Here is a 13,990-nt window from a genome sequence, read left to right as displayed (position 1 = left end):
CCAGCCCTCCCCTTTCCGCCCCCCCCGCCCCGCACCCTCCCCTCCGCTGTGGCCCCCCGCTGTTGTCGTTGGTGTCAGTGACTGACCAGCGCGCGATCGTCGCTGTCGGACCGCGGTCGAGTCTCGAGCACGTCGTCGTCGACCATGTCCATCTCGTTGAACGGGTCGCGGCCGGAGAGCACGTCGTCGACCTTGGTCTTGTCGACGGTCTTGGTCCACGAGCCGACCAGCAGGGTGGCGACGGCGTTACCGGAGAAGTTGGTGACCGCACGGGCCTCCGACATGAACCGGTCGATGCCGACGATCAGTCCGACGCCGTCGAGCATCTCCGGGCGGTGGGCCTGCAGACCACCGGCCAGGGTGGCCAGTCCGGCGCCGCTGACTCCGGCCGCACCCTTCGAGGCGATGATCATGAAGGCCAGCAGACCGATCTGCTCACCGATCGACAGCGGGTCGCCCATCGCGTCGGCGATGAAGAGCGAGGCCATCGTCAGGTAGATCGCGGTGCCATCCAGGTTGAACGAGTAGCCGGTCGGGACCACGACGCCGACCGTGGTCTTCTCCACGCCGAGGTGCTCCATCTTGGCGATCAGTCGCGGCAGGGCGGACTCCGAGGACGACGTCGCGAAGATCAGCAGGTACTCGCGGGCCAGGTAGCGCACCAGGCGGAAGATCGACACACCGGCGATGGTGCGCAGCAGCACCCCGAGGACACCGAAGACGAACAGCGCGCAGGTGATGTAGAACGCGAGCATCAGGATCAGCAACTGCTGGATGGCGGCCCACCCGGTCTGGCCGACGACATTGGCGATGGCACCGAACGCACCGATCGGCGCGATCCACAGGATCATCGTCAGGACCTTGAAGACCAGCTTCTGGAAGTAGGAGACGGCCACCAGGATCGGCTCGCCGGTGCGGCCCATCGCCTGGATGGCGAAACCGACCAGCAGCGCGACGAACAGGGCCTGCAGGACGCTGCCCTCGGTGAGCGAGGACAGCATCGAGGTCGGGATGATGCCCTGGATGAACTCCAGGGTGCCGCCGGATTCGTGGGCCTTCTCGGCGAGTTCGGCGCCCTTGCCGGACACCGAGCTGATGTTGAGGCCGTCGCCGGGTTTGATCAGGTTGCCGACCACCAGACCGATGGCCAGCGCGATCGTCGACATCGCCAGGAAGTAGACGAACGCCAGCCCGCCGACCTTGCCGACGGTGGCGGCCTTGCGGACCGAACCGATGCCCAGCACGATGGTGCAGAAGATGACCGGCGCGATCATCATCTTGATCAGGCTCACGAACATCGTGCCGAGCACGCCGAGGTCCTTGCCGACCTCGGGGAAGATCAGGCCGACCGCGGCGCCGGCGACGACCGCCACGATCACGCCCACGTACAGGTAGTGCGTACGATCGCGCTTCTTCGCGATCGCCGGGATGTCGGCGGTCGACGCCGGCTGCCCGGGATCGCCCGGTGAGCCGCTCTTGTCTCGTCGGAGGTTCATCGCTTGCCTTTCTCGTTGCGTCGTCGCACAGGATCGAGATGTGACGGTGTATGGATTGTGGGATGAGTCGGTGACCCGGGTCACCGTTGAGTTCATTTCGTTCAGCGAACGTGGGAGGCGATGATGCGCAAGGTGGCTCCGCGCAGTCTCGCCGGCCAGGCGGTGACCTGGCTGTTGGTGCTGGTGGCGGTGATCGTGGTGGCGGGCAGTGTGCTGGCCGCGATCGACGCCCGCGTCGACGCCGATCGGGCGGCACGGGAGGAGACCACTGCCGTGGCGGTCACTCTCGCGGACGCGCCGTCGACGGCGGTGGCGCTGGTCGGGCCGAACCCGACCGCGGTTCTGCAACCGGTGACCGAACAGGTGCGGGAGGCGACCGGGATCGCGTTCATCACGATCATGAACACCGCGGGCACCCGCTACACCCACACCACGCCGGCGTTGATCGGGCAGCGGTATCTCGGGACGACGACGGAGGCACTCGACGGGGAGGTCTACACCGAGACCTACACCGGCTCCCTCGGCCCGTCGATCCGGACGATCGCGCCGGTACGCGCCACCGACGGGCGGATCGTCGGGATGGTGGCCGCGGGGATCACCCTCGACACCCTCACCGAGAGTTGGTTGCGCCAACTCCCGCTGATCGTCGCGATCGCGCTGGCCGCCCTGGTGACGGCCGGGCTGGGACTGCTGCTGATCCGCAGGCGACTGCTACGCCAGACCGGGGGACTGGCCCCCGAGGAACTGCGACTGATGTACGAGCATCACGACGCGGTGCTGCATGCGATCCGCGAAGGGCTCGTCGTCACCGAAGGTGGGGCGCCGGTCCTGGTCAACGACGAAGCCCGGCGGTTGCTGTCCGACGTTCCGGGCGTGTCCGGCGCCGAGGCGCCGATCACGTTGCCGGACATACTTGCCGCCGACGACGAACCGCTGGTGGACGCGATCTACGTGGAGGGCGGGCGCACCCTGATGATCAGTCGGTCCCCGGTGGCCGGGCAGCGCGACGCGGCGGTGGTCACCATCCGCGATCGCACCGAAATGGCCGAGGCCATGGGCGAACTCGACTCGATGACCCGCTTCGCCGAAGCCCTCCGATCCCAGGCACACGAATCCGCCAACCGGCTGCACACGATGATCGCGTTGATCGAGATGGGTCGCGGCGCCGAGGCCGCGGAGATGGCCACGACGGAACTCCAACTGTCCCAACGACTCATCGACCGGATGTCGGAAGCGGTCGCGGAACCGGCACTGGCCGCGCTGCTGCTCGGCAAGACCGCGCAGGCCGCCGAGCGCGGAATCGCGCTCACCCTCACCGAGGAGTCCGAGTTGAATGACGATGCCACACAGGTGCTCTCGGCGGGCGAGATGATCACCGTCGTGGGCAATCTGATCGACAACGCGCTCGACGCGTGCGATCCCGACGATCCGTGGGTGGAGGTGACGGTGACCGGTGATGCGCAACGACTACAGGTCGTCGTCGCCGACAGTGGCCCGGGCATGGACCCGGAACTGTTCGCGCGCGCCCAGACGCGCGGATGGTCGACGAAGGCGGGTGGTGACGCCGCAGGTCGCGGGCTGGGACTCGCGCTGGTCGCGCAGGTGGTCGCCCGTCACGACGGCACGGTGACCGCGGAGAACACCTACGGGTCGGTGGTCACGGTGACGGTCGGAGCGGCCGGACGTGACGCTGGGGACAACCGATGATCCGGGTGCTCATCGTCGAGGACGAACCGCTCATCGCCGAAGCCCATCGCGAATATCTGGGGCGCCTGGGCGGTTTCGAGGTCGTCGGGGCGGTCACCACGGCGCAGCAGGCGATCCGGGCCACCTCGTCGGCCGCCGCCGACGGCACGCCGATCGACCTGGTGCTGCTCGACCTCGGTCTTCCCGACGCCCGCGGCATCGACCTCGCCGCCGCGCTGTCGGGAATCCGGCCCGACCCCGACATCATCGCGATCACCGCGCAGCGCGACCTGGCGACGGTGCGCAGCGCGATGTCGCACGGCGTGCTGCTGTACCTGTTGAAGCCCTTCACCTTTGCCGCATTCGCCGAGAAGATCCGGCAGTACCTCGGCTACCGCGAAGCCCTCGGCGGCGGAACCGACGCGGTCAGCCAGCGCGACGTGGACCGCGCGCTCGCCGAACTGCGCACCACCGACACCCGCCGCACAGCGAAGAAAGGTGCCGCACCCGACACCGAGGACGCCGTCGGTCGCGCGGTGCGCGACAGCGACGGCGGCCTCACCGCGTCGGAAGTGGCTGCGACCCTGGGATCTTCGCGGGTCACCGCGTGGCGGTACCTGGAGCGGCTGGCCGAGGACGGCGCCGTGGAACGGCTGACCGAATACGGCAACACCGGCCGACCCCAGGTCCGCTACCGCTGGCGGCGGTAGCTCACTGTGCGGCGTCGAACTCCCGGCACCGCAACGACCGGGCGACGGTGTCCCGTCCCTCGGAGATCAGCCGCTTGAGGGCGGGCGGATGATCCTCGGCCAGGAACTCGTCAGCCGCGGCCAAGGCCTCCTCGTTGATCGCCCACGACGGATACAGTCCGACGACGACGGTCTGTGCCACCTCGCTGGACCGCCGTGCCCACACCTCGGGCACCGCCGCGAAGTACTTCGCGACGTACGGGCGCAGCAACTCGCCCTGGCCGGGTCGGGCGAAGCCCTCGATCATGGTGCGGGTGAAGATGTTCGACAACGTATCGTCGTCGATCGCCTTCGCCCAGGTGTCGGCCTTGGCCTCGGCGAGCGGTCGCGATGCGCGTGCGGCGGCGGCCTGCCGGGTGCCGGCGGCGGAGTTGTCGCGCTGCTCCTCGGCGTCGATCACCGGCGTGGCAGCGAAGTCGGTGTCGATGGCGCCGGCGGTCGCCAACGCACGCACCAACTTCCAGCGCATGTCGGTGTCCACGGTGAGCCCGGCCAACCCCTGGTTGGCGGGGTCGTCGCCGTCGAGCAGAGCCTGGATCACCGGGATCTGATCGTCGTTGAGCCTGCCCGCGAGCAGCGTGTTGACGAAGGCGAGCTGATGGTCGGAACCCGACTCGGCGCCGCGGGCGAGTTCGAGCAGCCGTGCACTGAATCCGGGCCATCCGGTTTCCGACGCCCACGACGGGTCCGCGTAGGCCTCCAACGCGCTGGTCGCCTGCATCAGGACTCGTTGCACGACACCGATTTCCGACTCGGCCGCGATCCCGCGCTGCACGAGCTCCACGAAGTCGCGGGCGGCCATCTCGGCCTGCCGCGTCATCTCCCACGCCGCCGACCACACCAGCGTGCGGGGCATCGAGTCGGAGATGTCGCCGATGCGGGCGGTCGCCGTCGCCAGGGACTCCGGATCGAGGCGTACCGAGGCGTAGGTGAGGTCGTCGTCGTTGATCAGCACGAGCTTGCCGCGGGCCACGCCGACGAGGTCGGCGACGTCGGTGCGCTCGCCCTCGACGTCGAGTTCGGCGCTGTGCACACGCTCGAGTTTCCCGGAGCCGTTGTCGTCGTAGACACCCACCTTCAGACGATGCACACGGGTCTCGCCTGCGCCCGGCGCAGCGCCGTCCTGCACGATGGTGAAGCGCGTGAAGGTGCCGTCCGCGTCGAGCTCGAAGTCGGGCCGCATGACGTTGATACCGGTGGTCTTGAGCCACTGGCTGCCCCAGTCAGACAGGTCTCGGCCAGACGACTTCTCCAGTGCGGCAAGGAGATCCGAGAAGGTGGCATTCTCGAACTTGTGCGCGGCGAAGTAGTCGCGCAGTCCGGCGAGGAAGTCCTCGAGACCGACGTAGGCGACGAGCTGCTTGAGGACCGACGCGCCCTTGGCGTAGGTGATGCCGTCGAAGTTGACCTCCACGGCGGCGATGTCGGGGATGTCGGCGGCGACCGGATGCGTCGACGGCAACTGATCCTGCCGATACGCCCACGACTTCTCGACGTTGGCGAAGGTGGTCCACGCGTTGGTGTACTCGGTGGCCTCCGACTGGCACAGCACCGACGCGAAGGTGGCGAAGGACTCGTTGAGCCACAGGTCATCCCACCACTGCATGGTGACCAGGTCGCCGAACCACATGTGCGCCATCTCATGCAGCACGGTCTCGGCGCGACGCTCATAGAGGTACTTGGTGACACGGGACCGGAAGACGTAGTCCTCGAGGAACGTGACGGCGCCGGCGTTCTCCATCGCGCCGGCGTTGAACTCGGGGACGAAGAGCTGATCGTACTTGCCGAACGCATACGGGATGCCGAAGTTCTTGTGGTAGAAGCCGAAACCCTGCTTGGTCTCGGTGAACAGTCGCTCGGCGTCCATGTGCTCGGCCAGCGACGCGCGGCAGTAGATGCCGAGCGGAATGGTGCCGTGCTCATCGGTGTAGGTGTCGGTCCACTCGGCGTACGGGCCCGCGATCAACGCGACGAGATACGTACTGAGAACCGGGGTTTCGCGGAACCGATGAATCCCCGGCTCCGCCTTGAGGTTGTTGACCACGGCCGCATTGGAGATGACCTTCCAGTCCTCCGGTGCGGTGACGGTGATCGTGTAGGTGGCCTTCAGATCCGGCTGATCGAAACACGCGAACATCCGCTTGGCGTCGGCGGTTTCGAACTGGGAGTAGAGGTAGACCGAATCATCGCTCTGATCGGCGAAGCGGTGCAGACCCTCACCGGTGTTGGAGTAGGCGCAGTCGGCGACGACCGTCAGCGTGTTCTCGGCGGCCAGCGACGGCAGGGAAATGCCGACGGACTCGTCGAAGTCGCTGACGTCGAGCTCGGTGTCGTTGAGCGTCGCCGAGACGAGGGTGGGTGCGACGAGGTCGATGAAGGTCTCGGCGCCCTCGGTGGCGGCGAAGGTCACGGTGGTCACCGACCGGAAGGTCGTGGTACCCGGTTTCCCGGTCCCGTCGGTCAGGTCGAGTTCGATCGCGTAGTTGTGCACGTCGACGGTCGCTGCGCGCTCGCGTGCTTGGTCTCTCGTGAGGTTCGGAGCAGTCACAACGGCCAGCTTACGGAGCAACCGGAATCGACGGCGACCATCCGTGGTTGTAAGACGGAGGTAGGGGGTTGGGTGTCGCACGCCCGGCCCGACACAACACGGAAGGACGATGTCGATGAGCGATCGTGTGGATTTCTGGTTCGACCCGCTGTGCCCCTGGTGCTGGATCACCTCGCGCTGGATTCTGGAGGCCGAACAGGTCCGCGACATCGACGTGAACTTTCACCTGATGAGCCTGGCCGTGCTCAACGAGGGCAAGGACATCCCGGACGACTATCGCGAGAAGCTGAAGGAAGCCTGGCGTCCGGTCCGGGTCATCGCCGCCGCGCGCGCCGAGAAGGGGGACGGGATCCTCGCGCCGCTCTACACCGCGATGGGCACTCTCATCCACAACAAGCAGGTCAAGGACTTCGATCAGGTCATCACCGAATCGCTGGCCGAGGTCGGTCTGGATCCGGAACTCGCCAAGGCCGCCGACTCCACCGAGTTCGACGACGCCGTGCGCACGAGCCATCACGAGGGCATGGACAAGGTCGGCGACGACGTCGGCACCCCGACCATCCACGTCAACGGCGTCGCGTTCTTCGGCCCGGTGCTCTCCCGGATTCCGCGCGGGGAGACCGCAGGCACCGTGTGGGACGGTGCGGTCGCGTTGGCGTCGTACCCGCACTTCTACGAACTCAAGCGCAGCCGCAACGAGGACCCCGAGTTCGACTGATCAACGTCCGCTGATCGCGAAATCGGCCAGCTGTGTCGACACCTGCTCGGGACGACCGTTGTTCTGCCGGGCAGCCGCGGTCAGCACGTCGATGTGGTTGTAACCCGGCAGCCGGACCACGCGCTGCCGTGGATTGTCCGGCGGAGTGACCTGTACGCCGCCCTCGGCGACGAAGGTGATCATCGGTGCGCGATTGGCGACGCCCGGATACCTCAGGTGCGCGGCGGTGGACGGAGCCGAGGCCATCGCGAGGCTGGTGGGCAGCGCGGTGGGGAAGTACCACTCGGTGAAGTCCAGCGGCGGCACCGACAGATCGTGGGCGAGTTGATGGATCGAGGTGATCTCGCTGCGCGGTGTCGTGTACCGCCACAGCGACCGGTCGATCTGGTCGTAGTCCCGCCACGAATAGAGCACGCGCGGGTCGAATCCGGTGGGGGAGAACTTGGGGGCGTTGCCGAAGCTTCCAGCGCCGAGCGGTGACAGCGCCACCGCGTTGGGCACCGGGAAGTCCTTGGGCGCCACCGGACCTCCGGTGATGAAGCCGACGCTGGCCTGCAGAAAGCCGAACGGTTGCGAGTTGTCGTCGAGGATCGCCCCGAGGATCGCGGTGTTGGTGGCGTGCAACGACCGCACATCGGGGATACCGGTGACGAACTGGCCCAAGTCCTTGGAGAGCAACACCCGCAGCGTCGCGTTCACGTTCGGGTTGTCGGGCAGGCGACGCACGATCTCGTCGACACCGTTCGGACGCAGATGCGCCGCCAGACCGACGATGCTCAGCAGGTTCATCGTCTCCGGATTGATCACCGCGGGCAGCGCCAGCACGGGCAACGTCTCATCGACCTTGCCGGTGGCGGCCTCGAGGACCGCACCCACCGGCGGCGGAAGGTCCGGCAGCGAGGCACCCCGGAACGAGAAATCCGACGTCACCGCCGTGTCGAGGGCGAAGTAGCCGGCGCACTGCCGATATCCGGCGTCGCCGGTGGTCCGGGGATTGCCGTCGAAGTCCCACCCGGCGAAGTAGCCGGTGACGAATCCGCCCATGGAATGGCCACCGCACAGGACCTTTCGTGCGCGAACACGAGGATCGGGGATCTCGTGGCGGAGGAGATCGTATTCGTCGCGCACGGTCTGGGCGATGCCCTGGTGGCGCAGCCAATCGACGGCGGGACCGCTCGTCGGGAAGCCGGCGAAGCGTCGGCCGGCGACACTCGTGCCGCCGAAGTAGTAGTTCGAGGCGGCGTCGAGGGATCCGGTACGCAGGCCTGCGGCGATGCCGGTGTGGTCCTCGAGGCAATTCGACCGGCGGTCCAGCGCCCAGAACTCGATCCGATGTCCCCGCCCGGCTGCGGCGGTCACGGTGTTGCGGGCGACGCTGTCGAAGGCGCCCGCACCCTCGAAGATGCCGGGCTGGGCAATCAGCACCCGGTCGGCCGAGCCCGATGACGCCGGTCCGTCCGACGGTCGGAAACGCAAGTAGGACAACCAGTCACACGACGCCGGGTGCGGGCCGGCCGAAGCCGGAAGAGGAATGCGCAGCCGGACGACCGACGCGGTCACCCCGTTCTGGGCCGCATAGACGGTTTCGACGCGGTCGCCGGGGCGTGGCCAGGCCGTCGGTGCCGAGACAATACCGATCGTGAGGGCCAACGTGCCCAGCACCGCCCACCACCCGACACCTCTGGTCCGACGACGTGACCCCACGGGTCTGATCGTCTCAGATCTTGGGCGGCACCGTCAGCCCGTTGGGCAGCGCACCGTCGGGCACCAGAGCAGGATGTGCTGGCGGTGGCACCGGTACCACGTTGCCGCTGCCCACACCGCGGACGATCGCCTTGGGCCGGAACAGCATCGCGCCGGGACGGGTGCGGTCACGCAACGCCGCGGCCCGCCAGGTCAGCACCGGATGAGAGGCGAGGGCATTGACCGCCCAGGTGAAGAACCCGCGTTCGTGGGTGGCGCGATCGGCGAACTGATCGAAATCGACGCCGGAGAGCATGTACTTGCCGGCCGAGAGGACGCCGATGACCCCGGGAGCGCCGGCCGGTCGCGTGTAGTAGCCGTAGTTGTCGGCGGTGTACTCCTGCGCCCGCGACAACGCCGAACCGATCACCGGGATGTTCATCCCCACCACGGTCGCCAGTTGGCGCCAGTACGACGTGTGGCCGGCCGCGATGTGCCCGACCTCGTGGCCGATCACGAACTCCAGAGCCTGGGGGTCGCGGGCCCGTCCGCCGACCTCGAACAGGTCGGAATACACGACGATGTAGCGGCGGAAGCCGTGCCCGGACGCCATGGCGTTGATCTGCCCGTTGCCGAGCACCACGTAGGCGTCGGGCACGTATTCGAGTCCATAGCGGGCGGCGGCCTCCACCACCATGCGGTAGCCGTCGGGAAACTGCGACGGCGTCATCTGCACCCCGTTGACCCGCGGTTGCGCATACGAGAGGCCGCGCAGCAGCAACAGTACGAGCGGCGCCGCCAACAGGGTCAGGAAGTAGTCGCTGAACTCGCCGGTCACCACCAACAGCACGATCGCCGCATAGCCGATGAGCGTCAGCAGGATGATGATGACCAGCATCGGGTTCTCCCACGGATGCCTGCGGGGTTCGAAGGCGAACCGCGCCGGCGGCAACCAATACGCGCCGGCGTTGGTCCCGGCCGTCTCGACCGCGGAGCCGAAGGCGGCGTCGGGTACTCCGGGCACATTGGGGATCGGCGATTGAGCGTCCACGCGACCAATCTATAGTGGCGCCATGCGCGTCTACCTCGGTGCCGACCATGCCGGATTCGAATTGAAGAACCAGATCGCCGACCATCTGAGGTCGACCGGCCACGAGGTCGTCGACTGCGGGGCCCACGAATACGACGCCCAGGATGACTATCCGGCGTTCTGCATCGCGGCTGCGGCGCAGACGGTCGCCGATCCCGGCAGCCTCGGCATCGTGCTCGGCGGCAGCGGCAACGGCGAGCAGATCGCCGCGAACAAGGTGCCCGGTGCGCGCTGCGCCCTAGCCTGGAGTGTGGAGACCGCTCAGTTGGCACGCCAGCACAACAACGCGCAGCTGATCGGTATCGGTGGCCGCATGCACAGCACCGAGGAAGCACTCGCGATCGTCGACGCCTTCGTCACCACCGCGTGGTCGGAAGAGCCCCGCCACCAGCGGCGCATCGACATCCTCGCCGACTACGAGCGCACCCACGAGGCGCCGCCGGTGCCCGGCCAGAACTGAGCCGAGCACTCACCGACAGCTGTGCCCGAAGGACATACCCTCCACCGGCTGGCGCGGCGTCAGCAACGCGTCTTCGGTGGACAGACGGTCCACGTCACCAGCCCGCAGGGGCGCTTTGCCGACGGTACGGCGGCGGTGGACGGCCTCGTCTTCGCCAAGGCCGAGGCCTGGGGTAAACACCTCATCCAGCATTACGGCGACCGCCGGTCCCGACGGATGGTGCACGTCCACCTCGGTCTCTACGGCTCCTTCACCGAGGCAGCCATGCCGATGGACGTCCCGGTCGGCGCGGTGCGGATGCGGATCGAGGGCGACGAGATGGGCACCGACCTGCGGGGTCCGACGGCGTGCGAGTTGTTCACTCCCGCCGACCTGGACGCCCTTGTTGCGCGGCTGGGACCCGATCCGCTCCGGCGGGACGCCGACGCGACGCGCGCAGTGACCGCGATCACCCGATCGAAACGGCCCATCGGCGCGCTGCTGATGGACCAGAAGGTGATGGCCGGGGTCGGCAACGTCTACCGTGCGGAAGTGCTGTTCCGTGCAGGTATCGACCCGTACCGCGAGGGACGGTCGATCAGCGACGACGAGTTCGGCGCGATCTGGGCCGACGTCGTCGACCTGATGCGAATCGGCGTGCGGCGCGGGCGAATTCACGTGATGCGCGACGGCGACGATCGCGGGGCGCCGTCGTACGCGCCGGATCGGCCGCGCACCTATGTGTACCGGCGGGCCGGCGAGCCGTGCCGGATCTGCGGTACCACCGTCCGGATCGCCGAACTCGACGGGCGCAACCTCTTCTGGTGTCCGGTCTGCCAGCGCTGATCGGAGTATCACAGCGACTCCTCAGCCTCCGCCCAGCACATTGCCCGACATGCACCGGCATCCTGGGTACATGGAGATCGAGACATTCCGCGACACACGGGTGACCGTGCTCGTCGTCGGCGGCACCGGCGAGTCGTTCGCCGGGGACGACCGCACGACGGTGACCGGGATGCTCGCCGCGGTCACCGACTGCCTCGACGACCGCTTCGCCGCACGCTGGGTCGGCTACCCGGCGAGCTACGGCCCGACGCCGCAGCTCGACGGCGTGAGCTATCGGCAGAGTCTCACCGTCGGCGAACGCCACCTGCGCGACGCACTGCGCGCCACCATCGGGCCGGTCATGCTGATCGGGTATTCGCAAGGCGCCGTGGTGATTCGGGCAGTGTTGCACGATCTGTGGCGGTCGGGGGATCCGATGCTCCGACGAGTACTGGCCGCCGGATTCGTCGCCGACCCGCATCAGCCGCCCGGCGTCGTCGACGGGTGTGACGGCTGGGGTGTCGCGGGTCCGGGGCCGGACCTGCCGCCGGGGCTCGCGACCTACTGGGTGGGCGCCGCCGACGACGTGATCTGCAATGCGGGCGCCGACTCCCTGGTGCGCGACATCGCCGACCTCACCGCGTCGATGGCCTTGCAGCGGCCCCGGGAGTGGGCGCAACAGCTCTGGACGCTTGTGCGGCACAACGCTTTTCAGAATGCATCGCGAACCTCGATCAGCCTGACCCAGATGCGTCGGGATGTCGGCCGCATCGGTGCCGCGGCGCGCGAGGTCCTCGGCTACCTACCCAGGGTGATGCGCTGGCACGGGGTGGCCGTCACCAATCGGCTCGGTGGGCGGCACACCTCGTACGCCCGTGAGCCGTATCGTCGGGCCTCGCGCACCGATCCGGACACCACCGGCTGTCAGGCACTCGCCGCGTGGATGCAGGTGTGCGCGACCTTCGCGCCGCCGCACGATCCCTATGCATCTCCCATGGCAGACTGCGATTCTCGAGCCGTGTGACCGCTCGCCGGTCTTGGGGCAGGCACCCGGGCCGGGGCGGACCCCACCCACGACCAGGCGCCCCCGCCGGAGGGGGGGCCCGCTTCGATGAAGACTCTGGGACTAGGTGCCCTGGTAGGCGCCACCGGTGGTGCCGCGCACCACGATCGGGGTGCCCTGCGGGATGGTGTCGTAGACCCACTTGCCGTTGGCGGTGCTCACGTTGATGCAGCCGTGGCTCACGTTGCTCGAGCCCTGCTGGGCGACCGACCACGGCGCGGCGTGGATGAAGATGCCGTCCCACGACATGCGCGTCGCGTACTCGACGTAGGTGCGGTAGCCCTCTGCGGAATCGACCGGGACGCCGTACGTGGACGAATCCATGTACATATCGCGGTACTTCTCCTTGGTGTGGTACACGCCGTTACTCGTCGGATGCTTGGCCGAACCCATGGAGATCGGCATCTGCTTGACGAACTGACCGTTGCGGTACCAGTAGATCTGGTGCGTCGAGTCCTTGGCGAGCGCGATCCAGCCGGTCGAGGTCGGCACATTCGGCACCGCCGGAACGCCCGCGTTCTGCTTGGCCTCCGGAGTCGGCGTGGGCTTGGGCGTCGGCTTCGGGGTGGGCTTCGGCGTCGGGGCGGGCGGCGTCGGCAGACCAGGGATCTGCGGAATGCCCGGGCCCTGCGGGATCTCGATCGGCGGCAGGCCGGGGATCACGGTGACCGGGGTCGCGCTGGCCGCGACGGGCAGTGCGAGCATCACGGCGAGCACGCCGACGATGGCCGCAACCAGTCGACGGGTCGTGCCGCGAGTGGCACCGCGAGAAGGCTTCGATGTCAGCACGGAGAAAACCTTTACAAGTTTGGGTTAGTGAAGCGCACCCCCAGGAGCGCGCAACCATCGTTACACAAACGTTGCCTTTCGGCCAAAGGCGAGCTGACGAATCCGGTGTCGCTGTGGCACACCACGACCGGGCGTGCGCCGAACTACGTGGTGAGACGTGGTGACCGGGACGAACGATCCAGTCGGTGTGACAACAGTCACATCGACATGAATGACCCTCACGAGGCGCCGGTCGGTGGTCAGGCCGGCTGCGGGTGCTCGGTGCGCAGGTGGCGCGCGGGTTCCGAGCAGGACTCGTCGCGACAGACGAGCATGACGTCGACGCGGCCCGGGCCCTCGTCGCTGTGGGCCACGTCCTTACGGACGTAGAGATTCGCCCCGCAGCTGGGGCACTTGCGCTGGCTTTTCGTGTGACTGGAGGACATGACCTCACCCTACGCCGAGTGTGGTATGGATCACAGGAACTCGGATGCGGTCCGAAACCAAAAAGTCGCCGACGTGAAACCGTCGGCGACCTGGTGGAGCGGGTGACGGGAATCGAACCCGCGTAGCTAGTTTGGAAGACTAGGGCTCTACCATTGAGCTACACCCGCGAGCCGCGTCAACCAATGGGATCACCATCGGCGGCGCGTGCGCTTGACGACTGTACCGGGTGGGCGCGGGATTGGAGAAATCACCTGGTGGCCGTACCCGTTTAGGTGGATACCAAGGCGGCACGTACTATCTTCTGTTGGCTCTGGTCTGCGGCTTCGGTATGCGCGGAAACGGGCCGACCGGGATGTGGCGCAGCTTGGTAGCGCATCCGCTTTGGGAGCGGAGGGTCGCAGGTTCAAATCCTGTCATCCCGACTCAGTGACGACCGAGAACTTTTCGAATGACGCAGAAATGCAGATGTTAGGAGCAC

Annotated in this window: 12 protein-coding genes and 2 tRNA genes; 7 read left to right on the top strand and 7 right to left on the bottom strand. The window is 67.6% G+C overall.

The genetic code is table 11. The features are described 5' to 3' along the window. Positions 1 to 74: 74 nt before the first annotated feature. Positions 75 to 1,496, bottom strand: a complete 1,422-nt coding sequence (locus AAFP30_RS21625; RefSeq protein WP_419232074.1) for a cation:dicarboxylate symporter family transporter — start codon at positions 1,494 to 1,496, stop codon at positions 75 to 77. A 120-nt stretch (positions 1,497 to 1,616) separates the two neighbouring features. Here AAFP30_RS21625 and AAFP30_RS21620 point away from each other — a divergent pair, with 120 nt between their 5' ends. Both AAFP30_RS21620 and AAFP30_RS21615 read left to right on the top strand, forming a co-directional pair. Then, positions 1,617 to 3,203: an ATP-binding protein gene (locus AAFP30_RS21620; protein WP_419232073.1), complete on the top strand. Its 1,587-nt coding sequence runs from the start codon at positions 1,617 to 1,619 to the stop codon at positions 3,201 to 3,203. Further along, a complete protein-coding gene (locus AAFP30_RS21615) occupies positions 3,200 to 3,892 on the top strand; it encodes a response regulator (protein WP_419232072.1) in 693 nt (230 codons plus the stop codon). The genes AAFP30_RS21620 and AAFP30_RS21615 overlap by 4 nt, the downstream gene beginning before the upstream one ends. A gap of 1 nt (position 3,893) precedes the next feature. Here AAFP30_RS21615 and pepN read toward each other — a convergent pair whose 3' ends face one another. Then, on the bottom strand, positions 3,894 to 6,479 hold the full coding sequence (gene pepN, locus AAFP30_RS21610; protein ID WP_419232071.1) for an aminopeptidase N: 2,586 nt from the start codon (positions 6,477 to 6,479) through the stop codon (positions 3,894 to 3,896). 109 nt (positions 6,480 to 6,588) lie between these two features. Between pepN and AAFP30_RS21605 the strand changes: the two genes are divergently transcribed. Further along, positions 6,589 to 7,197: a DsbA family oxidoreductase gene (locus AAFP30_RS21605; protein ID WP_419232070.1), complete on the top strand. Its 609-nt coding sequence runs from the start codon at positions 6,589 to 6,591 to the stop codon at positions 7,195 to 7,197. On the opposite strand, the gene AAFP30_RS21600 is transcribed toward AAFP30_RS21605, so the two are convergent. Then, on the bottom strand, positions 7,198 to 8,901 hold the full coding sequence (locus tag AAFP30_RS21600) for a hypothetical protein (RefSeq protein WP_419232069.1): 1,704 nt from the start codon (positions 8,899 to 8,901) through the stop codon (positions 7,198 to 7,200). It lies immediately after the preceding gene. Positions 8,902 to 8,914: 13 nt separating this feature from the next. Then, positions 8,915 to 9,931 (bottom strand): M48 family metallopeptidase, encoded by a 1,017-nt coding sequence (locus AAFP30_RS21595; RefSeq protein WP_419232068.1) that lies wholly within the window; start codon positions 9,929 to 9,931, stop codon positions 8,915 to 8,917. A gap of 22 nt (positions 9,932 to 9,953) precedes the next feature. Between AAFP30_RS21595 and AAFP30_RS21590 the strand changes: the two genes are divergently transcribed. The 3 genes from AAFP30_RS21590 (at position 9,954) to AAFP30_RS21580 (ending at position 12,258) form a co-directional block, all read left to right on the top strand. After that, positions 9,954 to 10,430 carry a ribose-5-phosphate isomerase gene (locus AAFP30_RS21590; protein WP_419232067.1) on the top strand — a complete coding sequence of 159 codons (477 nt, stop codon included), beginning with the start codon at positions 9,954 to 9,956 and terminating at the stop codon, positions 10,428 to 10,430. Between the two features lie 21 nt (positions 10,431 to 10,451). Continuing rightward, positions 10,452 to 11,255 (top strand): Fpg/Nei family DNA glycosylase, encoded by an 804-nt coding sequence (locus AAFP30_RS21585; RefSeq protein WP_419232066.1) that lies wholly within the window; start codon positions 10,452 to 10,454, stop codon positions 11,253 to 11,255. A 70-nt stretch (positions 11,256 to 11,325) separates the two neighbouring features. Next, the gene (locus tag AAFP30_RS21580; RefSeq protein ID WP_419232065.1) at positions 11,326 to 12,258 is read left to right on the top strand and encodes a PE-PPE domain-containing protein; all 933 of its coding nucleotides are present in this window, start codon (positions 11,326 to 11,328) and stop codon (positions 12,256 to 12,258) included. A 102-nt stretch (positions 12,259 to 12,360) separates the two neighbouring features. On the opposite strand, the gene AAFP30_RS21575 is transcribed toward AAFP30_RS21580, so the two are convergent. The 3 genes from AAFP30_RS21575 to AAFP30_RS21565 all read right to left on the bottom strand — a co-directional run bounded on the left by AAFP30_RS21575 (position 12,361) and on the right by AAFP30_RS21565 (position 13,679). Then, complete coding sequence (locus AAFP30_RS21575) at positions 12,361 to 13,086, bottom strand: L,D-transpeptidase (protein ID WP_419232064.1); 726 nt, start codon at positions 13,084 to 13,086, stop codon at positions 12,361 to 12,363. A gap of 239 nt (positions 13,087 to 13,325) precedes the next feature. Then, positions 13,326 to 13,511: a hypothetical protein gene (locus AAFP30_RS21570; RefSeq protein ID WP_419232063.1), complete on the bottom strand. Its 186-nt coding sequence runs from the start codon at positions 13,509 to 13,511 to the stop codon at positions 13,326 to 13,328. A 94-nt stretch (positions 13,512 to 13,605) separates the two neighbouring features. Beyond that, positions 13,606 to 13,679 (bottom strand) — tRNA-Gly (locus AAFP30_RS21565). A 181-nt stretch (positions 13,680 to 13,860) separates the two neighbouring features. Between AAFP30_RS21565 and AAFP30_RS21560 the strand changes: the two genes are divergently transcribed. Continuing rightward, positions 13,861 to 13,934: transfer RNA gene (locus AAFP30_RS21560), tRNA-Pro, on the top strand. The last annotated feature ends 56 nt before the right edge of the window (positions 13,935 to 13,990 follow it).

Source organism: Gordonia sp. CPCC 205515, assembly GCF_048537925.1.
Lineage (GTDB): Bacteria > Actinomycetota > Actinomycetes > Mycobacteriales > Mycobacteriaceae > Gordonia.
Note: the sequence above shows the minus strand (reverse complement) of the source record. Positions and strands in the feature narration are given on the sequence as shown.

What these genes read in the sequence shown, in the direction of transcription:
- AAFP30_RS21625 (WP_419232074.1), bottom strand. Translation starts at nt 1,496, where the DNA reads ATGAACCTCCGACGAGACAAGAGCGGCTCACCGGGCGATCCCGGGCAG.
- AAFP30_RS21620 (WP_419232073.1), top strand. Translation starts at nt 1,617, where the DNA reads ATGATGCGCAAGGTGGCTCCGCGCAGTCTCGCCGGCCAGGCGGTGACC.
- AAFP30_RS21615 (WP_419232072.1), top strand. Translation starts at nt 3,200, where the DNA reads ATGATCCGGGTGCTCATCGTCGAGGACGAACCGCTCATCGCCGAAGCC.
- AAFP30_RS21605 (WP_419232070.1), top strand. Translation starts at nt 6,589, where the DNA reads ATGTCGATGAGCGATCGTGTGGATTTCTGGTTCGACCCGCTGTGCCCC.
- AAFP30_RS21590 (WP_419232067.1), top strand. Translation starts at nt 9,954, where the DNA reads ATGCGCGTCTACCTCGGTGCCGACCATGCCGGATTCGAATTGAAGAAC.
- AAFP30_RS21580 (WP_419232065.1), top strand. Translation starts at nt 11,326, where the DNA reads ATGGAGATCGAGACATTCCGCGACACACGGGTGACCGTGCTCGTCGTC.
- AAFP30_RS21570 (WP_419232063.1), bottom strand. Translation starts at nt 13,511, where the DNA reads ATGTCCTCCAGTCACACGAAAAGCCAGCGCAAGTGCCCCAGCTGCGGG.